Source organism: Mesorhizobium sp. P2_D6, assembly GCF_056404315.1.
In genome coordinates this window covers 140,127-160,864 of the sequence record NZ_JBFUEG010000002.1, presented here as the reverse complement: position 1 = coordinate 160,864, position 20,738 = coordinate 140,127, and the positions used below count along the sequence as shown (strand labels likewise).

The window sequence follows — 20,738 nt, the reverse complement described above, 5'->3', positions numbered from 1 at the left end:
TGCGGCGTTTGTTAAGGCCCTACAGCCTATTTTGTCCGCAGCCAGAGCCAGCCGGGGACCGCCATGCTTAGAGCCATTTCGTCAGCACTTGTCATTTACTTAGCCGGTATCGCGGCCGCGCAAGCCGACGGCGATGCTGCGCTGGGCAAGAAGGTTTTCTTCAGATGCATGGCTTGTCACGAGGCGGCAACCGACCGCGACAAGGTCGGCCCGCATCTCCTGGGTGTTGTCGGCCGCACCGCCGGCACGGCCGCGAATTTCAAATATTCGCAGGCCATGAAGGATGCCGGCGCCGCCGGCCTCGTCTGGGACGAAGCCAACCTCAAGGCCTATCTCGGCGCCCCCAAGCTGAAAGTACCCGGCAACAAGATGGCCTTCTCCGGCCTGACCAGCGACGAGGACATTGCCAACGTCATCGCCTATCTGAAGGCCGATCCGAAGCCCTGAACGGCTGGATGCGTACCGTGATGGCGATGGCTTTGGCCAGCTGTCTCGCGCCTGCAACCGATTGAGTTCTCTGTCGAATTTCAGGACGTCCGCACCGGCCGAGATCGACTGCTTTGCCGGCGTCAAAGTTCAATGACAGTTGAACAATGCGTGGCCGGCTGGTTATTCACGCCATGACCCCGCCTTCATTGACTTTCAAGACGATGACGGATTTTTTTGTTTTCGGGGCGGGTCTTGTCTTGCGTCTTTCAATCCCCGGATGCCCCACATATATTCGCCGCTGTTCGCAGCCAGCGACCGGAAGCCGAAGCGGGAGGCCCCTATGGCGACATTGCAGAATTTTGATGCCGAAATTGCCAAGACCAGGCAGGTTGTGCAGGACATGCGCACCAAGATCGAGCAGTCCGGCACCGTGCTTGATACTTTGGCCACCGCTGACAAAAAGATCGGCGACGCCAATTTCGACATCGAGAACGCCCGCATCGAGGATGTGCTGAAGCAGCAGAAGGTGATGGAAGGCAACATTGCCGACCTGATCATCGGCCTGGAAGACGCCACCAACGTCTTCGGCACCGAATTCGAAAGCATGAAGAACTATACTGGCTGGGAAAGCTTCGTCGGCGTCTTCTCCGCGCAACGCAAGCAGCGCATGCGCACCGACCGCGTCCGCAACATGTCGCTGGCCGGCAATCTGCAGGAGCTTCTGGTCAAATCCGACACAATCGTCGGCATTCTGAAGGCGCAGAAAGAGGTCCTCGACCAGCGCTACAAGACCTCCGAAGCCAGCTTGTCGCAGGTGATTGAGCGCCGCAAGGTCACCATGGCCAACCTCGAAGCGGTGCAAAAACGCATCGAGGAGGTCAACCCGCTGCTGCTCGACATCGAGAACAAGATCGCGGCCTCGACCAGCCAGAAGGAACGCACGCAGCTTGAGGGCGAGCGCTCGAAACTGGCCACCGAATACAATGAAAAGCAAGCCAAGGAGCAGGAATTGCTGGCCGAGAGCCAGACGCTGGAACGCTACACCTCGATGTTCCAGACCTTCGTCGATTCGCTCAACAACCAGATCGCCGCGCAGTCGACGCTGATCAACAAGCTGACCATCGATACCGAACAGCGCATCGTGCTTTACAAGGCCCTGGAAGATTCGCTGAAGACTGCCGCCCAGCAGGACGTCGCCCACAAGATCAACACGCTGGGCAGCCAGGTCGACAACACCGCCGAAGAGACCATGGCCGGCATTGGCGCCGCCTCGCAAAAGCACATTGGCGATCTCCTCGAAATGCACGAGAAGAACATGGTCGCCAGCGCCGACATCCAGCGCCGCAAGAAGCTTGCCGACGATGCCTTCGCCCGCCGTTTCGACGACGTGATGAAGAAGCACAATTCGGCCAACTACGTGCAGTCGTAAGGAGCGGCTGCACGCGAGCACACCCGGCATGACTCCCGAAAACGAAGCAGCGGCGCGCTATTTTTCCGCCATCACCGCCGCACTCAGCGGCCTTGAAGTGTTCATGCGCGACGACCGCTCACCGCTTTACCGGCACGGTATCGTTGCCAAGATCGTCGCCGAATACATTGCCCGGCTGGACAAATCGTTCTCCTGCTGGCGCAACCGTCTCGGCTTCATGGACACGTTCCGCATTTCGCGCGCCGACAGCGGCTATCCCGTCTTCCAGAACCTGCTCGAGCTGGAAAACGATCGCCGCCAGGCCGATGCGCGGCTGGCCAACATCCCGCTCGCCGGCGAATTGCGCGAGGAAATGGCCGACTTCATTCTGCGCCACAAGGAGTTCCCCGAGGCGCTGCAAAAGTCGATGGCCGAGCGGCTCTATCTCGAAGACGTCAAGAGCGAGCAGACCTTCGGCCCGTTCTCACTGGCGCAGACGGCCAAGGTCTCGGTCAATCCAAAAACCTTCCGGCCCTATTACCTCGTCCACTGGGCGACATTCGACGGCAGCGCCAACCTGCCGCTGGTCTACATGGTGACGGTGGAGGATTCCTCCGAAGCCATGATCCGCCAGCTTGTCGACAGCAACGGCAAGCTCAACGAACAGGTCGACATCCCGCTGCCCGTCGATGGCCTGCTCAACCCCGAGCTTGCCCACCGTTTCGACGACTTCACCGAAAAGAATTCCGCCTACACGCTGTCGCCGGCGACGATTGCGGTCAATCTCGACAAGGATTTCGAGCCACTGCACCCCAAGCAACTGCGCCGCGTCGTGCTTGGCCCCTTTTATTCCGCAGGGATTACCGACAACAATTCGACGGTGACCGAGGTGCTGGCCAAGGTGCGCAAGCCCGAAAATGCCTGGCTGCTCACCTGGACCATCCAGGAGGTCTATTCCAAGGGCGAGAAACCCGGCCGCAAGGGCCTGTTTTCCAGCGAGAAGACGACGCAGGAATTCTTCATCAACACCGACGATCTCGAAGCCGCGCGCCAGGGCGTGTCGAGCTACGAGAACCACGCGCTGATCCCGCATGAAGCCTACCAGGCTCTCTACGCCGCCGGCGAGGCGCAGAAGATCTTTTCCGGCTACAAGGTTCACATCCTGTCCAACGGGCAGGTCATCTCAGACGTCTGACCGTCACACCACGGAGCATCCTTCATGGACACCGGCCTGACTACCATCCCGGAAGCCGCGATCGAAAAGCACCGCGCCACGGCGCAGAGCTTCATCACCCGCGTCGTCGTGCTGGAAGACCCTTCGCGAGAATCCGGTACCGCGCTTGCGGGCACCAATCGCCGCTTCGTCTCGACCGTCTCCGTCGGCTCGGTGCGGCGCACGCGGGAGGTCGAACTGACCAAAACCGTCGCTGCCATCCACCCCGACGACCAGCTGATGAGCATCCCGCAGCACACGCTGTTGTTTCGCGCCCGGCGCGGCCTGGCGATTTCGCTCGCCATTTCCGATGTCTTCGCCGAGGGCTCCGATCTTGAAAGCCTGCAGGCCAAGAACACACGCGCGCCGCTGGAAGGCGACGAAGCCGCCACCTTCAAGAAGCTTCTGTCAGCCTCGGCTTACGTTTCAGCCTTCAGTCTTGCCTCCTATCTGTTCCAGCTGATCGACAGCGACGGCGAGGCGCCCAACGATATCCCCGAGCCGGACTTCCTGTTCGACACGCCGCAGGATGCGGTGAAGTCGATTGTCGCCGGTCTCGACAAAGCGATTGCCGGCTCCAAGGACGATGGCGATTTGACCACCCGGGCGCGCGCCTTCGCCCGCGTCGCCATTGACGGGCTCTTGGCCCGCAAAGGCCGCTTCGATGGTATCGGCCCGTTCGAGGACGCTCATATCCGCATCGACGCTGACGATTTCACCCTGGATGGCTTCGACGTCGCGCCGGGCAAGCGCTCCAAGCCGCTGGTGATGACCTTCAAGAAGCCGGAAGAGGTCGTCGGCAACCACATCGCCAAATATCACTCGGTCAAGCTCGCCAAGATGCTAATGGCCTATGATTTCGAGCGCGAGCTGAATCCGTTCGTCGAACTCGGCGGCTTCCTCTTCACCTTCATCGGCGACGGTGCGCCGGGCACCGGCAAGACGACGCTGATCCAGATGATCGCGGGCCTGGTCAACGGCTACTGCCAGGTCGCCGGCTATCCCTTCGCCTATGAGAATTTCGGCGTCGACCAGATTTCGTCCTACCAGGGCAAGTCCGGCCAGAATTGCCGCCAGTTCATAAACAATGTCTTGAACCCGCGCGCCATCGGTTTCGGCACCGTCGACGACATCGACCAGGTGGCGGCACGCCGCTCCGACGACCGCGCCTCGGCTGGCCAGCAGGAAATCACCGGCGTCTTGATGGATGCCTTTGCCGGTGCCGGCACGGTGGTGCGTGGCAACTGCTCGTTCGGCATGTTTTCCAACTATCCCGAAAATGTCGACGACGCCCTGCGCCAGCGCGCCGGCGCCCGCTGGCTGGTCGACGGCCCGCAGAGCCGCGACGACTATATCGACATCTTCGTTTTGCTTGCCGGCAAGAACCACAAGATACCGCTCGGCGACCACAAGCTCTATGCCGCGCAGGAAATCCAGCGTGCTGTGGCCGAGGCCTATGAGGAGCATGAGAAGCCGCAGGAAGATGGGCTGATGAAGGTCTATGAGCGCTACATGAAGGAGAATGGCGCGCCGAAATCGATGGCCGACATCGGCACCTATCTGCACCTGATCAAGGACGCCGAGCCCCGCTTCACCGGCCGCGCCATCAAGAACGTCACCGACGCCATCAAAATGCGCGCCATGGATATCGAGCTTCCCGACGACTGGTTCGAGAAGCCGGAAGCCTTCATGCACAAGGGCTATGACGAGAAGAAAGCCATGATCGAGGAACTGCGCGGCCCCTTCTCGATGGACATGGTCATGCAGGAGATCAACCGCTACGCCGATTCCGAGTTCCGCTATTCCGACAAGTCGGACGATGCGGCGGTCGAGAAGCTGCTCCGCGATGCGCGGCTGCGCGAACGTGCTGGGCGGGAGATGGAGGAGATGAAGAAGAAGGGGCTGTGGAATGCGTGAAGCACGCCGACGCCCCCTTCTCCCCTTGTGGGGTCCGAAGGACGGGGCGAGACAAGTGGCTCGCCCCCGGGCGATGTCGCCGAAGGCGACGGATGAGGGGTGTTCCAGCTTGGCAAGGACGGCGATCCTTCCAACACCCCTCAACCGTCTCGGCGCTACGCGCCGATCCACCTTCTCCCACAAGGGGAGAAGGGAACGCGGTCGCGCCCCTCATCCGCCCTTCGGGCACCTTCTCCCCGTGAACGGGGAGAAGGAAAAGTGACCCCCGCCCAAAAACCCGACCTGCTGCGCGACAACGAGCTGATCTACGGCCGCCTACTCGCCGTCGATGAGTCGCACCTCATCCAGCGCTACAACAAGGCGCTTGTTGCCTTCGGGTTGAAGCCGACCAAACTAAAGAGTTTCCAGATCGACCGCACCGGCTTCTCGCCCGAGGTGGCCGAGGAATGCGGCGACTACGATTATCTCGATCCCAATGAGGTCAACCGCCGCTTCATCATCCTGACGCCGTCGCAGATCGACCTGCCGGTGGTGCACACCGCCTTCTCCAACACCTCGCAGCTGATGTTCGAGTTCATGTCCAAGAACCAGCGCGCCGTCGATGCGCTGACCATCAAGGACGTCATCTACGGCGAGATCGAAGATTCCGTCCCCGTGGTCAACGACATCGAGGATCTGCTGTCGATCAGCCAGGTCGAGTTCAAGGTGCTGTCGGCCGAGGACGTGCTGGGCAAGGCCGCCGAACTCGGCAAGCTTGTCGACCGGCTGAAGCAGGAGCCGGACGCCTGGCGCGATAGCGCCATGCTCAACCGCATGGTGGAGCTGGCCAAGGTCTGCGGCGATATCCGCGAAAATGCGCTGGTGCCCGACCAGGTGATCTTCCGCCACAACGCCTACTGGACCAGCCATTTCGGCGGGCTCTACGTTTTCGTCGACCCTAACATGACCACCGTCATCGGCGACCCGGCCGCACCCGGCTTCCGCCGGTCGCGGCCCTGGCAGGTCAGCTACCTCTCAATCAACGATGCCGACAAGGTGTTCAAATTCCTGGCCTCGACCGGCCGCATCGAACTGCCGCGGGCGTCATGGGTCGAAAGCTCGGGCTATCTCGAGCATCGCGCCGAGATGGTTGTGCGCTCGCTGATCCGTGACACCGAACCGAATCGCAATTTGACCGATGTCGACAAGGTCTGGCTGCAGACCTGGATCCACGGCCATGCTGATCTCATCACCAGCGACGGCAATTTTCCCTTCCTCAACGCCGCCAAGCGCGAAATCGCCCAGCTCGGCCATCTCAAGATCGAGGATGTCGCGCCGCGCCAGCGCTTCCTGGTCGTGCGCGGCAAGCCCGATCATCCCGATGCCTGGCTGACCAACCAGCTGATCTCGGATTTCGTACCGCAGGACTTCGTCTCGCGCTACGTCTTCAACAAGCCCGGCTTCTACAAGGACTATGACGGCTACAGCGACGCTTGGCGATCGCATGTTGTGGACGTTCTGAAAACCACATATTTGAAGGACAAGGTGGCGTTTCGAACGCGCCTCTACGGCCTGACTGACTGAGAGGTGACATCGCCATGCTCGATCCGATCGTGAACTTCTTCACCCGGATTTTCCAATGGATCGGCCGCGGCATCGGCCTGGTCATCGGTGCGATCCTGTGGCCGTTCCTGTGGGCCGGGCGCTGGTATACGCAGCGCGGCTGGATCCTGAAGGCGGTGGTCGGCCTGGCGCTTCTGGTGCTGATCGGCCTCTACGCCAACTTCTTCTACGCCACCCAGTGGTGGAACAAGTTCGACCCCAACTACGTCGACAAATACACCTTCGAGAACCGCAACATTTCCGCCGGCGAACAGGTCGCGGCCGGTGCCGGCACCGAGACCGCCAAGACCTGTGGCAATTCGGGCATCGCCCAGGTCGCGGCCGACCTCGCCGATTTCAACGTCAACCAGAATGCCTGGGTCTCGTCGATGATCCTCTACAAGCTCGGCCTGTTCGGCGTCGACTGGGATCACACGCCGTTTATGGACAACAAGGCCTCGTTCCAGCGCGGCATCAACCAGGCGGTGCGGCGCACCGCCACCGAGCTTGCCGACAATCTCGGCCGCGTGCGTACGACATCGCAGATCGACGCCGATCTGCAGGATGCGCGCGGCAATCTGCAGTTCGACGAGGAAACCTGGTATTTCGGCCTGAACCCGTTCGGACCGAAGACGCCGACGCCGAGCTATTATCGCGATGCCGTCAACAAGCTGCGCTCCTTCAACGCCCGCCTGGCCACCTGCCAGGCGACGTTCGACGCCCGTGCCGACAATCTGAAGCAGTATATAGACCGCATCTCGTCCGACATCGGTTCGACCTCGGCGATCCTCAAGGAACGCGCCGAGAACCACAATGATGGCTGGTTCGACTTCCGCGCCGACGACCGCTTCTGGTTCGCCTATGGTCAGCTCTATGCCTATTACGGCCTGATGAAGGGCGCCCAGGCCGACTTCGAGGACGTGATCAAGGAAAAGCATCTCGGCAATCTGTGGGACACGATGGACGCCCAATTTGTCTCGGCGCTGCGCATCCAGCCCTTCATCATAGCCAATGGCCGCGAGGATGGCTGGATCATGCCGACGCATCTGACGACGATGGGCTTCTATGTGCTTCGGGTGCGCTCCAACATGGTCGAGATCAGCAACGTTCTGACCCAATAAGCTTTCGCGGCCTTGTGAAAGCGATGGCGAATTTGCGCCGTCGCCTCTGTCGCATTCCGTGCATTTGGCGGCTGTTTTGAGACGGCGGAACGTCGCTTCCTCTGGCTTCTATACGGCGCGGCAACGGAGCCAGGAAGAACCGACGGCAGGTCGGCCCGGCCGCGGAGACACTTTCTTCATAGGAAACATAGTTGCATGCAAGTTGACGCCGCGGCAGCGACAGGGTTAGAACATGCCCGCGCCCGGGTTCAACATGCCTGCGAGTGAGATCAAACCCGTCCCCTCCACCGTCCAGTCCGAAGGAAAGCCGTCATGGCCGAAGTGAAGTCCGACATAGAGATCGCGCGCGGCGCCAAGAAAAAGCAGATCCAGGAGATCGGCAAGAAGATCGGCATCCCGACCGAGCACCTTTTGCCCTACGGCCACGACAAGGCGAAAATCTCGGCTGAATTCATCAAGTCGGTTAAAGGCAACAAGGATGGCAGGCTGATTCTGGTCACCGCCATCAACCCGACGCCGGCCGGCGAAGGCAAGACGACCACCACCGTCGGCCTCGGCGATGGATTGAACCGCATCGGCAAGAAAGCGATCGTCTGCATTCGCGAGGCTTCGCTCGGGCCGAATTTCGGCGTCAAGGGCGGTGCCGCCGGCGGTGGCTATGCGCAGGTCGTGCCGATGGAGGACATGAACCTCCATTTCACCGGCGATTTCCATGCCATCACCACCGCGCACAACCTTCTGTCGGCGCTGATCGACAACCACATCTACTGGGGCAACGAGCTCGGCATCGACACCCGCCGCGTCGTCTGGCGCCGCGTCATGGACATGAACGACCGCGCTCTGCGCGAAATCATCGCCTCGCTTGGCGGCGTCGCCAACGGTTTTCCGCGCGAGGCCGGCTTCGACATCACCGTCGCTTCGGAAGTCATGGCGATCCTGTGCCTCTCCAACGACCTGAAGGATCTTGAAAAGCGCCTCGGCGACATCATCGTCGCCTACCGCCGCGACAAGACGCCGGTCTATGCCCGCGACCTCAAGGCCGATGGCGCCATGGCGGTGCTGCTCAAGGACGCCATGCAGCCCAACCTGGTGCAGACGCTGGAGAACAACCCGGCCTTCGTCCATGGCGGCCCGTTCGCCAACATCGCGCATGGCTGCAACTCGGTGGTCGCCACCACGACGGCGCTGAAACTCGCCGACTATGTCGTCACCGAAGCCGGCTTCGGCGCTGACCTCGGTGCCGAAAAATTCTTCGACATCAAGTGCCGCAAGGCAGGGCTGAAGCCAGCCGCGGCCGTCATCGTCGCCACCGTGCGCGCCATGAAGATGAATGGCGGCGTCAAGAAGGAAGACCTCGGCAAGGAGAACATCGAGGCGGTGAAGAAGGGCTGCGCCAACCTCGGACGCCACATCGAGAACATCAGGCAGTTCGGCGTGCCGGCGGTGGTTGCCATCAACCACTTCTATTCCGACACCGACGCCGAGATCCAGGCGATGAAGGACTATGTCGCCTCGATGGGCGAAGAAGCGATCCTGTGCAAGCACTGGGCCCATGGCTCCGCCGGCATCGAGGATCTCGCCAACAAGGTGGTGGCGCTGGCCGAATCCGGTGCCTCGCAGTTTGCACCGCTCTACCCAGATGCCATGCCGCTGTTCGAGAAGATCAACACCATCGTCCAGCGCATCTATCGCGGCTCCGAGGCGATCGCCGACAAGTCGGTGCGCGACCAGCTGCATGCCTGGGAGCAGGCCGGCTACGGCCACCTGCCGGTCTGCATGGCCAAGACCCAATATTCCTTCTCGACCGACCCGAACCTGCGCGGCGCGCCGACCGGCCACACCGTGCCGGTGCGCGAGGTCAGGCTGTCGGCGGGCGCCGGCTTCGTCGTCGTCATCTGCGGCGAGGTCATGACCATGCCGGGCCTGCCCAAGGCGCCATCTTCGGAAAAGATCTTCCTCAACGAAGCCGGCCAGATCGAAGGCCTGTTCTAAAAATCTTTTGTCTCGACAATCAAAAGGCGCCGCAGCGATGCGGCGCCTTTTTTGTTTCCAGAGAACTAAGCCGCGTTGCGCGCCAGCGCCCGCTGGTTGGAGGCGTAGATCGTGTCGCGCTTGGGCAGGGCGCCCGTCTTCAGGCCATCGATCCATTCGGCGGTGTCGAGCACGGCCGCGAAGCGCGACTGCAGAATGATGGTCACCACGCGGTGGATTTCCTCTGCCGAGGCATAGCCGGCGCTGTTGGCGTAGGGCACCGAGCCGGTGGCGTCGGACAGGAATTCGACCGCAAAGCCGACATGCGCGGCGTGGATGATGGTCGACAGATCGCAATTGTGCGTCATGTAGCCAACCACTGTGGTCGTATCGATGGCATTGGCGCGCAGCCACGCCTCGAGGTCGGTGCCGGCAAAGGCGCTGGGCAGCGACTTTTCGACATAGTGGTCGCGCTTGCGCTTGGCGATCTCGGAATGCAATTCGCCGCCATGGCTGCCCTTGGCGAAGATTGGCGACGTCTCCGGCGCCATCTGCTTGACGACCACCACCTTCACGCCGGCGGCAGCGGCAGCGTCCATGGCGCGCGCCACATTGACGACGCTGTCGCGGAACGGCGGATGCTTGATCGCGAGGTTGCCGCCATCATAATCATTCTGGACATCGATGACGATGAGTGCGCGGCGCGGCGTGGTATTGGCGGACATGGTGTTTTCCTTTCGGGCTTGACTGGGACGAGCCGAAAATAGGCGGATCGCCCGGTTGCCAAAAGTGGCCCGATTGACATCGTTCGAAAGAATTGGGACAATCCGCTTTCGCTTGCTGGAAACGCCCATGACTGATCCGATCATTGCCGTCCTCGCCTTTGACGGCATCAGTCCCTTCCACCTCTCCGTACCGTGTGTGGTGTTCGGCACCGACCGCACCAAACTCGGCCTGCCGCGTTTCGACTTTCGCGTCTGCGCGCTCGACAATGGGCCAATCCACACCGATGCCGGGCTGACGATCGCGGTGCCGCATAGGCTCTCCGCGTTCGACGATGCCGACATCGTCATCATTCCGAGCTGGAAAGATCTCGACGCCCCGCTTCCCACCCCGCTCCTCGAAGCGCTTACGCGCGCGAACCGACGCGGCGCACTGATCGTTGGCCTCTGTCTCGGCACCTTCGCCATCGCCGCTGCCGGGCTGCTTGCCGGCCGGCGGGCGGCCACGCATTGGTCCTCCACCGACCGGTTGCAGGCGCTGCATCCCGACATCGAAGTCGACGCCGACGTGCTTTATGTCGACGATGGCGACATCGTCACCTCGGCCGGTGTCGCCGCCGGGCTCGACTGCTGCCTGCACATCGTGCGCGCCCGCTATGGCGCGGAGGTAGCGCTGCGGCTGGCCAGGCACATCGTGCTGTCGCCGCACCGGCAGGGCGGGCAGGCCCAGTTCATCGAGCGCCCGCTGGCGAAAACCCCGGCTGCCGACCGGCTCACCCAGGCGCTCGACACCGTGCGGGCAACGCTGGGGCAAACGCACAACCTCGACCGTGTCGCCGAGGCCGCCGGCCTGACCCGGCGCACCTTCACCCGCCGTTTCCAGAAATCGATGGGCACCAGCTTTGGCGAGTGGCTGGCCGGCCAGCGCATCGAACTGGCGCAACGGCTGCTGGAGGCGACCGAGAAATCGATGGACATGGTGGCTTTCGAGGCCGGCTTCGGCAGCGCCACCTCGCTGCGCCAGCATTTTGCCGCACGAATGCGGACCTCGCCGGCGCAGTACCGGCGCGAATTCTCCAGGCGGACCGGCGAGCAGGCGATGTCCGCCCTGTCTCATTGATCATCGGCGGACGCGTATTCAGCAGCGTTTGACCGCCCGCGCCGGGTTGCCGACCACGGTGGTGTTGTCAGGCACGTCGCGCGTCACCACCGCGCCGGCGCCGACAATGGCGCCATCGCCGATGCTGATGCCGCCGAGGATGATGGCGCTGCCGCCGATCCAGGCACTGTCGCCGATGGTGACCGGCCTGGCGATCTCCAGCCCCGCCTGACGGCCTGCTGCCTCCTTGTGGTGCTCGGCGCAGTAGATCTGCACATTGGGGCCAAGCAGTGTCCGGTTGCCGATACGCACCGGCGCGGTATCGAGGATGGTGCAGCCGGCATTGAGAAACGCGCCTGCGCCGAGATGGATGTTGAAACCGTAGGCGCAGTGGAAGGGCGCCTCGATGCGGGCGCCCTCGCCCGCGCTGCCGAGCAGCGCCGATAGCGCTGGACCGATGTTGCCGCGCGGTCGGGGCGGCAGCGAATTGTGCTCGAACACCGCATCGCGCGCGATCACCCGCAGCGCTTCCAACTCGTCGTCGATGCAGGTGTACCATTCGCCTGCAATCATCTTCGTGCGTTCGCTTGCGGACATGGCCACGCCTCCAATCTGATCTCCTGCCAAAGCACAATCCTCCGCCTGGGAAAACCCCACTGTCCAAATGCCCGGCCTATGCTAGCTTGCCGCGGACCGTCCGAGGTTCTGCGTTGAGGGGATCAACCATGCTCTATCTGCTTGCACTTCTGATCGGCATCATCGCCGGTCTTCGCGCCATGACAGCACCGGCCGCAGTCGCCTGGGGCGCTTATCTCGGCTGGCTGCCGCTTGCCGGCACCTGGGCAAGTTTCATGGGCCATTGGGCCGCCGTCGGCATCTTCACCATCCTCGCCATCGTCGAGCTGGTCACCGACCAGTTGCCGTCGACCCCGAGCCGCAAAGTTCCGCAGCAATTCGGCGCCCGCATCCTCATGGGCGCCTTTGCCGGCGCAGTGATCGGCGCCACCGCCGGTTCCACCATAGGCGGCCTGATCGCCGGCGCCATCGGCGCCGTTATCGGCACCTATGGTGGCGCCGAAGCGCGTGGCCGGCTGGCCGCCGCCTTCGGCAAGGACTTGCCCGCCGCCCTCGTCGAGGACGCGGTGGCGATCATTGGCGGTCTGCTGATCGTGGCGGCGGTGGCATGACGGCGAAAACCTTCGACGCCATCATCATTGGCGCCGGCCAGGCCGGCACACCGCTCGCCGGCAGGCTGAACGCAGCCGGCATGAACGTGGCGCTGATCGAGCGCAAGCTGGTCGGCGGCACCTGCGTCAACACCGGTTGCATCCCGACCAAGACGATGGTGGCGAGCGCCTATGCCGCGCATCTCGCCCGACGCGCCGCCGATTATGGCGTGACGCTCAGTGGCCCTGTCGGCGTCGACTATAAGGCGATCAAGGCGCGCAAGGACAAGGTTTCGGGCGCCTCCCGCACCGGGCTGGAAACCTGGATCGCCGGCATGGACAAATGCACGCTCTATCGCGGCCATGCGCGTTTCGAATCCGCCAACACGGTGCGCGTCGGCGACGATCTTCTGACCGCCGAAAAGATCTTCCTCAACACCGGCGGCCGCGCCTCGGTGCCGGATCTACCCGGCATCCACGACATCGACTACCTCACCAATTCCTCGATGATGGATCTCGAAATTTTGCCGCGTCACCTCGTCGTCGTCGGTGGCAGCTACATCTCGCTGGAATTCGCGCAGATGTTCCGCCGCTTCGGTAGCGAAGTCACCGTCTTCGAGAAGAGCCCACGCCTGGCCGGCCGCGAGGACGAGGACGTATCGGCGGCGATCCTGTCGATCCTCGAAAACGAGGGCATAGCGGTCCATGTCGGCGCCGACGACATCGGCTTCGCCAAACAGGGCAACGACATCGCCGTGACCTTCTCATCCGGCAAACCGCCGGCAGTCGGCTCGCACGTGCTTCTGGCGCTCGGCCGCACTCCCAACACCGACGACCTCGGCCTCGAAAAGGCCGGCGTCGAGGTCGACCGGCGTGGCTTCGTCACCGTCGACGACCAGCTGCGCACCAGCGTGCCCGGCATCTGGGCGATGGGCGATTGCAACGGCAAGGGCGCCTTCACCCACACCTCCTACAACGACTATGAGATCGTCGCCGCCAATCTGCTCGACAACGATCCGCGCAAGGTCAGCGACCGCATCGAGGCCTATGCGCTCTACATCGATCCGCCGCTCGGCCGCTGCGGCATGACCGAGGCCGCGGTGAAGAAATCCGGGCGCAAGGCGCTGGTCGGCCAGCGGCCGATGACCCGCGTCGGCCGCGCGGTCGAAAAGGGCGAGACGCAAGGTTTTATGAAGATCCTCGTCGACGCCGACACCAGGGAAATCCTCGGCTGTTCGGTACTTGGCCCGGGCGGCGACGAGGCGGTGCACTGCGTGCTCGACCTGATGTACGCCAAGGCGCCGGTCGACACGCTGGCGCGCGCCGTGCATATCCATCCCAACGTCTCGGAGCTGTTGCCAACCATCGCCCAGGAGCTGAAGCCGCTCGCCTGAAGTAACTCTGCGTCAAGCTCCGCGCTTTCTGCATTGGTGCATTGCAGCAATGTGCATTGCGCGCGTCATAGCTTCTCGTTCAGTCTGAAATTGAACCGATTCAGTCTGGACTTTCCATGCCTTTGCCGATCCTTGCGCTTGCCATAGCATCCTTCTGCATCGGCACCACCGAATTCGTCATCATGGGCCTGTTGCCCGAGGTTGCCGCCGATCTAGGCGTGTCGATCCCCTCGGCCGGTCTGCTGGTCACCGGCTATGCGCTGGGCGTCGTCTTCGGCGCCCCGATCGTCGCCATGGCCACCGCGAATTTGCCGCGCAAGCCGGTTCTGGTCGCGCTGACAGCGATGTTCGTCGTCGGCAATCTGTTTTGCGCCATTGCGCCCAATTACTGGCTCTTGATGGCTGCGCGCGTCTTCACCGCCTTCGGCCATGGCGCCTTCTTCGGAATCGGCTCGGTCGTTGCCGCCAGCCTGGTGCCGCGCAACAAGCGCGCCAGCGCTATTGCATTGATGTTCGCCGGCCTGACGCTCTCCAACATTCTGGGCGTTCCCGCCGGCACTGCGCTCGGCGAAGCCTTCGGCTGGCGCTCCACCTTCCTCGCCGTCGTCGGCATCGGCCTGATCTCTGTTGCGGCCATCGCCTGGCTGGTGCCATCCAATGTCGCCGAACCCAGCGGCGGCGGCCTGCGCAGTGAGTTGCGCGTGCTGGGCAAATTGCAGGTGTGGCTCGCCATGCTGATCGCCTCGCTGGCCTCGGCCAGCCTGTTTGCCGTCTTCACCTATATCAAGCCCTACCTCACCGACGTCTCAGGCCTGTCTACGTCAGCGGTCACCTGGGTGCTGCTGCTGTTCGGCGCCGGCATGACCATAGGCAACATCATCGGCGGTCGGCTGGCCGACTGGAAACTGATGCCGACGGTCATCGGCACGCTGCTGCTGATGGCGGTGCTGTTTGTCGGCTTCATGCAGTTCGGCGCCTTCGCCAGCGTCGCCATCGGCGTCGTCTTCCTGTGGGGCCTGCTCATCTTCGTCGTCGTGCCGCCGCTGCAGATCCGCGTCGTCGAAGCGGCGTCCGAAGGGCCGAACCTTGCCGCCACACTCAACCAGGGCGCCTTCAATGTCGGCAATGCCGGTGGCGCCTGGATGGGCGGATTGGCCCTTTCGGCGGGCGTCTCCTACGCTCACCTGCCGCTGGTCGGCGCGGTGCTGGCGCTGCTGGCCGTTACCGTGGCCGTTGTCTCACAGGCGCTAGAACGCTCAGCCCCTGTGGCGACCGTTCCGGCGGCCGCAGAATAATCCCATTGCGCCCATGGCGGCGTGAACTGGACCAATCGACAGCCCTTCGGCAAACGTGCATGTGTTCTGCCTCTTTTCCTGGAGGCATCCCATGCAGAAATCGATCGAACGCATTGCCGGCGACAGCGAAGGCGTTTTCTACGAATTTCCGGTGTTCCGCTTCGCCGGCGCCGACAAGGCCGCACCCTCGGCCTATCTGCAGGCGGCCCTTCATGCCGGCGAATTGCCGGGCGTCGTCGCCATCGACGCGTTGATGCCGGCACTGAACAAGGCCGAAGCCGAAGGCCGCATCAAGGGTAACATCACCATCGTGCCCTGGGCCAACCCGGTCGGCCGCGCCCAATATCATTTCGGCGAGCATCAGGGCCGTTTTCATCTCGGCACCCGCACCAATTTCAACCGCGGCTTCCCACTGCTTGCTGCGCCTGACACCAAGCTGTTGCCCGACACCACGCACGGCACTCCAGATCAGCGATTGAAGACACGGCTGGTGCAGCTGTCGCTCGGCCACGACATCGTGCTCGACCTGCATTGCGACGATGAGGGGCTCGCCTATCTCTACGTCCACACCAGCCTGTGGCCGGCCATGGCCGATTGCGCCGCCGCCATGGGCATCGACGCGGTCATGCTGTGGAGCGAGGACACCGACGGCACCTTCGAGGGCGCTATGGTCATGCCCTATCAGAACGTCCCCGCCGGCGTGGCGAAGCTCGACCGCCGCGTCGCCACCACGGTCGAATACCGCGGCATGCTCGATGTCGACGGCGCGCTCGCCGCTTCCGATGCCGAAGGCCTCTACCGGCTGCTGGTGGCGCGCGGCGTGATCGCCGATACCGCCCTGCCCGCCCCCGGCCCGTTCAAGGGCTTCGCCGCCCCCCTGGAAAACATCGACATGATGCCGGCGCCCCGGGCGGGCGCCATCCTCTATGACGTGAAGCCCGGCGACCGCGTCGCCAAGGGCGCGCGCCTCGCCACCATCGTCCACACACCAGGCGAGGCCGGCGGCCGCACCGAAGTATTTGCCCCGCAGGACGGCGTCATCCTGACCCGCCGCTCGCGCCGCATCATCCGCGCCGGCGAGGATCTCTTGAAGCTGGTCGGCGACAAGAAGAGCACCGACGCCAGGTCAGGGACGCTGGAGGACTGACCTAGCCTGAAATAGCCAACCGCGCCTTGGCCTCCAGCCATTCGGCCATCTGCCGGTATGGGACCGGTCCGTGGCTGATACGCGCAACGCCAAGCTCTGCCAGCCGCTGGCGCGGCGGCACATGCGCGAGCGCGATGATGTTGACCGGCAACGCTGTGGCTTTGCATAGCGCCTCGATCAACCCCTCATCGCCAAGGCCCGCAGCAAAGAAACCGCTCGCGCCGGCCTTTTCATAGGCCTTCGCCCGCTCGATCGCCTGGTCGAGGAGGCCCTTGTCATGCGCATCCGGCTTTGCCTTGAGGAATATGTCGGTGCGGGCATTGATGTAAGCGGGAATGCCGGAAGCCTTCACCGCCGCCGCTGCCGCCTCGACCCGCTTCACCTGGGTGGCGATGTTATACAGGCCTGTGCCGCCGACGATCTGGTCCTCGAAATTGAAGCCGATGGCGCCGGCCTGCAGAGCGCGCGTGACTGTCTGAGCGACGATCTCCGGCTCGACGCCATAGCCGCCCTCGAGATCCATGGTGACGGGTAAATCGACTGCAGCTACAATGCGCCTGATGTTGTCGAGTGCCAATTCCAGCGGGATTTTCTCACCATCGGCATAGCCGAAGGCGGCCGCGACCGGCCAGCTTCCAGTGGCGATAGCCTTGGCGCCTGCCTTCTCGACAATCTTGGCCGAGCCCGGATCCCAGGCATTGTAGAGAACGATCGGGTTTCCCTTGACGTGGAGGGAATGGAACGTGCGTGCGCGCTCGATCTGGTCGGTCATTGCTGTCTTTCCCGTCTATCTCGATATTGGACGGGTAGTCTAGGCAGGACCGCCAGCGTTGGCGATGTGCCATGAGTTCCGGAAGCGGCGGCCACAAACAGGCCTTTCAAACCTGTTGCGCATCCGGCTTTTCGCCGCTATGGATTTCGCCCATGAACATGCGTTCGATCAAGACCATTTGGTGGTGGGCTCGCTGACAGCGGCCTGTTCGAACGCGTGTGCGTGAAAATAGAAGGTGGCCGCAACGGAATATCCGGGCGGCCATTTGTTTTTTCAAAGCCAGTCCCGGGTCCGTTGCCCAACAAGCCAGATGGAGACGGCAATGACGACGATGAAGGTTCTGGAAAACGGCGCGGAACGCTTCGTGACCGCGGGTGGCGTCACCATTACCCGCGAGCGCCACGACAAGCCCTATGCCGGCGCGATCGACTCCTATGTCGACGGGCTGAATTCGCGCCGCGGGGCCGTGTTTTCCTCGAACTACGAATATCCCGGCCGCTACACGCGCTGGGATACGGCCATCATCGATCCGCCGCTGGTGATTTCCGCGCGTGGCCGCGCCATGCGCATCGAGGCACTGAACGGCCGTGGCGAGGTGCTGTTGCCGGTAATCGGCAAGGCGCTTGTCGGCTTGAGCGAAGTCACAATCACCGAAACCTCGAAAAAGCTGATCCGCCTCGATGTCGCCAAGCCTGGCCGGGTCTTCACCGAGGAAGAGCGCAGCCGCGTCCCTTCCGTCTTTACCGTGCTGCGCGCCATCACCGCGCTGTTCAAGACCGACGAAGACGCCAATCTTGGCCTCTACGGCGCCTTCGGCTACGACCTCGCCTTCCAGTTCGATCCGGTCGACTACAAGCTCGAGCGCAAGCAGAGCCAGCGCGACCTGGTCCTGTTCCTGCCCGACGAAATCCTGGTCGTCGACCATTACTCGACCAAGGCCTGGACCGACCGCTACGACTATTCCGGCGACGGTTTTTCGACTGAAGGCCTGCCGCGCGACGAAATCGCCGAGCCGTTCAAGACCGCTGACCGCATCCCGCCGCGCGGCGATCATGAACCCGGCGAATATGCCAATCTGGTGCGCAAGGCGATGGATAGCTTCAAGCGCGGGGATTTGTTCGAGGTCGTGCCCGGGCAGATGTTCTACGAGCGTTGCGAGACGCAGCCTTCCGAAATCTCGCGCAAGCTGAAGTCGATCAACCCCTCGCCCTATTCCTTCTTCATCAATCTCGGCGAAAACGAGTATCTGATCGGCGCTTCGCCGGAAATGTTCGTGCGCGTCAATGGCCGCCGGGTCGAGACCTGCCCGATCTCCGGCACCATCAAGCGCGGCGACGACGCCATTTCCGACTCTGAGCAGATCCTGAAGCTGCTCAACTCCAAGAAGGACGAATCCGAGCTGACCATGTGCTCGGACGTCGACCGCAACGACAAGTCCAGGGTCTGCGATCCGGGCTCCGTGCGCGTCATCGGCCGCCGCCAGATCGAGATGTATTCGCGCCTGATCCACACTGTGGATCACATTGAAGGGCGCTTGCGCGAAGGCATGGACGCCTTCGACGCCTTCCTGTCGCACGCCTGGGCGGTCACTGTCACCGGCGCGCCGAAACTCTGGGCCATGCGCTTCATCGAGCAGAACGAGAAGAGCCCGCGCGCCTGGTATGGCGGCGCCGTCGGCATGGTCAATTTCAACGGCGACATGAACACCGGCCTCACCTTGCGCACCATCCGCATCAAGGACGGTATCGCCGAGGTGCGCGCCGGCGCCACGCTGCTCTTCGACAGCATCCCCGAGGAAGAAGAAGCCGAAACCGAACTGAAGGCATCCGCCATGCTCTCCGCCATCCGCGACGCCAAATTAGGCAATGCCGCCGGCGCCGAACGCACCACCGCGCGCGTCGGCGACGGCGTCAACATCCTGCTCGTCGACCACGAGGACTCCTTCGTCCACACGCTGGCCAACTACTTCCGCCAGACCGGCGCCAATGTCTCGACCGTGCGCACGCCAGTGCCGGAGGAGGTGTTCGAGCGGCTGAAGCCCGACCTCGTCGTGCTGTCGCCGGGACCCGGCACGCCGAAGGATTTCGACTGCGCCGCGACCATCAAGAAGGCCAGGGCTCGCGACCTGCCGATCTTCGGCGTCTGCCTTGGCCTGCAGGCGCTGGCCGAGGCCTATGGCGGCGAGCTCAGGCAGTTGCATGTGCCGATGCACGGCAAGCCGTCGCGCATCCGTGTCTCCAAGCCCGGCATCATCTTCTCCGGCTTGCCCAAGGAAGTCACCGTCGGCCGCTACCACTCGATCTTTGCCGATCCGGTACGGCTGCCCGACGGCTTCGTTGTCACCGCCGAGACGGAGGACGGTGTCATCATGGCCTTCGAGCACCGCAAGGAGCCCATAGCCGCCGTACAGTTCCATCCGGAATCGATCATGACGCTCGGCCACAATGCCGGCATGCGCATCATCGAGAACATTGTTGCGCATCTGCCGCGCAAGGCCAAGGAAAAGGCGGCCTGACCAGTATGGCCGCGGCGGACAGTGTGACGGCGATCGCGGCAAAGGAGGCAGCCAAGCAAAGGGTTGCCGCCCTCGCCTTCTGGTCGATCATCGTCGCCTGCATCGTGCTCGCCCTGAAACTTGCCGCCTGGTACGTCACCGGCTCCGTCGCGCTCTATTCGGATGCGCTGGAATCGATCGTCAACGTCATTGCCTCGGCTGCCGCCTACTGGGCGATCCAGGTCAGCTACAAGCCGGCCGACCAGGACCATCCGTTCGGCCACCACAAGGCCGAATATTTCTCGGCCGTGCTGGAAGGCGTGCTGATCGTGGTCGCGGCACTGCTGATCCTCAACGAGGTCTGGCGCTCCTGGCAGACGCCGACGCCGATCGAGCAACCCTGGGAAGGCCTGGGGATCAACGGCGTCGCCACCGTCATCAACGCCTTCTGGGCGTGGACGCTGATCCGCACAGGCCGCGCTGCGAAATCACCGGCGCTGGTTGCCGACGGCAAGCACATCATGACCGATGTGGTGACTTCCGTCGGCGTCTTCGGCGGTCTCGTCGGCGCAATCCTGACCGGCTGGCAGATCCTCGATCCGGCGCTTGCCGTCATCGTTGCGCTCAACATCCTGTGGCAAGGCTGGCATGTCATCGGCTCGTCGATGAACGGCTTGATGGACCGCGCCGTCGACACCACGGAGCACATGCATATCCGCGACATCATCTCGGCCAATTGCAAGGGCGCGCTGGAGGTTCACGACCTCAAGACCCGCATCGCCGGCCGCGCTACTTTCATCGAGTTCCACCTGGTCGTCGACGCCGACATGACGGTCGGCGCCAGCCACGTCATCTGCGACCGCATCGAGGATGCGCTGAAGGCCGAAATCCCCTCTGTGCGCGTCACCATCCATGTCGAGCCGGACGACGAAGCGAAGCTGCCGAAAGGCACGACGGCCGTGCCGTTCGCCTGATGGCGTTGGAGATTGGCTGAGCCATCTCAACTTCG

Annotated in this window: 17 protein-coding genes; 14 read left to right on the top strand and 3 right to left on the bottom strand. The window is 63.0% G+C overall.

Going from position 1 to position 20,738, the window contains the following annotated elements; all coding sequences use genetic code 11:
• Positions 1-63: 63 nt before the first annotated feature.
• The 7 genes from AC1D1L_RS03870 (at position 64) to AC1D1L_RS03840 (ending at position 9,661) form a co-directional block, all read left to right on the top strand.
• The gene (locus AC1D1L_RS03870; RefSeq protein ID WP_477338968.1) at positions 64-447 is read left to right on the top strand and encodes a c-type cytochrome; all 384 of its coding nucleotides are present in this window, start codon (positions 64-66) and stop codon (positions 445-447) included.
• Positions 448-769: 322 nt separating this feature from the next.
• The gene (locus tag AC1D1L_RS03865; RefSeq protein ID WP_477338966.1) at positions 770-1,858 is read left to right on the top strand and encodes a hypothetical protein; all 1,089 of its coding nucleotides are present in this window, start codon (positions 770-772) and stop codon (positions 1,856-1,858) included.
• Between the two features lie 28 nt (positions 1,859-1,886).
• Complete coding sequence (locus AC1D1L_RS03860) at positions 1,887-3,032, top strand: hypothetical protein (protein WP_181061309.1); 1,146 nt, start codon at positions 1,887-1,889, stop codon at positions 3,030-3,032.
• A 24-nt stretch (positions 3,033-3,056) separates the two neighbouring features.
• Positions 3,057-4,967 (top strand): AAA family ATPase, encoded by a 1,911-nt coding sequence (locus tag AC1D1L_RS03855; protein WP_477338964.1) that lies wholly within the window; start codon positions 3,057-3,059, stop codon positions 4,965-4,967.
• 258 nt (positions 4,968-5,225) lie between these two features.
• Positions 5,226-6,530 carry a DUF6638 family protein gene (locus AC1D1L_RS03850; protein WP_477338963.1) on the top strand — a complete coding sequence of 435 codons (1,305 nt, stop codon included), beginning with the start codon at positions 5,226-5,228 and terminating at the stop codon, positions 6,528-6,530.
• 14 nt (positions 6,531-6,544) lie between these two features.
• Positions 6,545-7,669 (top strand): DUF2333 family protein, encoded by a 1,125-nt coding sequence (locus tag AC1D1L_RS03845; protein WP_477338961.1) that lies wholly within the window; start codon positions 6,545-6,547, stop codon positions 7,667-7,669.
• A gap of 312 nt (positions 7,670-7,981) precedes the next feature.
• Positions 7,982-9,661 (top strand): formate--tetrahydrofolate ligase, encoded by a 1,680-nt coding sequence (locus tag AC1D1L_RS03840; RefSeq protein ID WP_352588321.1) that lies wholly within the window; start codon positions 7,982-7,984, stop codon positions 9,659-9,661.
• Positions 9,662-9,726: 65 nt separating this feature from the next.
• On the opposite strand, the gene AC1D1L_RS03835 is transcribed toward AC1D1L_RS03840, so the two are convergent.
• On the bottom strand, positions 9,727-10,365 hold the full coding sequence (locus tag AC1D1L_RS03835) for an isochorismatase family protein (protein WP_477338959.1): 639 nt from the start codon (positions 10,363-10,365) through the stop codon (positions 9,727-9,729).
• Between the two features lie 127 nt (positions 10,366-10,492).
• Here AC1D1L_RS03835 and AC1D1L_RS03830 point away from each other — a divergent pair, with 127 nt between their 5' ends.
• Positions 10,493-11,482 (top strand): helix-turn-helix domain-containing protein, encoded by a 990-nt coding sequence (locus AC1D1L_RS03830; protein ID WP_477338957.1) that lies wholly within the window; start codon positions 10,493-10,495, stop codon positions 11,480-11,482.
• Between the two features lie 18 nt (positions 11,483-11,500).
• On the opposite strand, the gene AC1D1L_RS03825 is transcribed toward AC1D1L_RS03830, so the two are convergent.
• Positions 11,501-12,058 (bottom strand): sugar O-acetyltransferase, encoded by a 558-nt coding sequence (locus AC1D1L_RS03825; RefSeq protein WP_477338955.1) that lies wholly within the window; start codon positions 12,056-12,058, stop codon positions 11,501-11,503.
• Positions 12,059-12,186: 128 nt separating this feature from the next.
• Between AC1D1L_RS03825 and AC1D1L_RS03820 the strand changes: the two genes are divergently transcribed.
• The 4 genes from AC1D1L_RS03820 to AC1D1L_RS03805 all read left to right on the top strand — a co-directional run bounded on the left by AC1D1L_RS03820 (position 12,187) and on the right by AC1D1L_RS03805 (position 16,463).
• Positions 12,187-12,648 carry a DUF4126 domain-containing protein gene (locus AC1D1L_RS03820; protein ID WP_477338953.1) on the top strand — a complete coding sequence of 154 codons (462 nt, stop codon included), beginning with the start codon at positions 12,187-12,189 and terminating at the stop codon, positions 12,646-12,648.
• Complete coding sequence (locus AC1D1L_RS03815) at positions 12,645-14,021, top strand: FAD-containing oxidoreductase (RefSeq protein WP_477338951.1); 1,377 nt, start codon at positions 12,645-12,647, stop codon at positions 14,019-14,021. Before AC1D1L_RS03820 ends, AC1D1L_RS03815 begins: the two co-directional genes overlap by 4 nt.
• A 116-nt stretch (positions 14,022-14,137) precedes the next feature.
• The gene (locus AC1D1L_RS03810) at positions 14,138-15,316 is read left to right on the top strand and encodes an MFS transporter (protein WP_477338949.1); all 1,179 of its coding nucleotides are present in this window, start codon (positions 14,138-14,140) and stop codon (positions 15,314-15,316) included.
• Positions 15,317-15,407: 91 nt separating this feature from the next.
• Entirely contained in the window at positions 15,408-16,463 is a 1,056-nt protein-coding gene (locus tag AC1D1L_RS03805; RefSeq protein WP_477338947.1) for a peptidase M14, read from the top strand.
• A gap of 1 nt (position 16,464) precedes the next feature.
• Here AC1D1L_RS03805 and AC1D1L_RS03800 read toward each other — a convergent pair whose 3' ends face one another.
• Positions 16,465-17,235, bottom strand: a complete 771-nt coding sequence (locus AC1D1L_RS03800; protein WP_477338945.1) for an isocitrate lyase/PEP mutase family protein — start codon at positions 17,233-17,235, stop codon at positions 16,465-16,467.
• Between the two features lie 310 nt (positions 17,236-17,545).
• Between AC1D1L_RS03800 and AC1D1L_RS03795 the strand changes: the two genes are divergently transcribed.
• Both AC1D1L_RS03795 and AC1D1L_RS03790 read left to right on the top strand, forming a co-directional pair.
• Positions 17,546-19,750 carry an anthranilate synthase gene (locus AC1D1L_RS03795; protein WP_477338943.1) on the top strand — a complete coding sequence of 735 codons (2,205 nt, stop codon included), beginning with the start codon at positions 17,546-17,548 and terminating at the stop codon, positions 19,748-19,750.
• Positions 19,751-19,755: 5 nt separating this feature from the next.
• Entirely contained in the window at positions 19,756-20,703 is a 948-nt protein-coding gene (locus AC1D1L_RS03790; protein ID WP_477338941.1) for a cation diffusion facilitator family transporter, read from the top strand.
• Positions 20,704-20,738 lie beyond the last annotated feature (35 nt).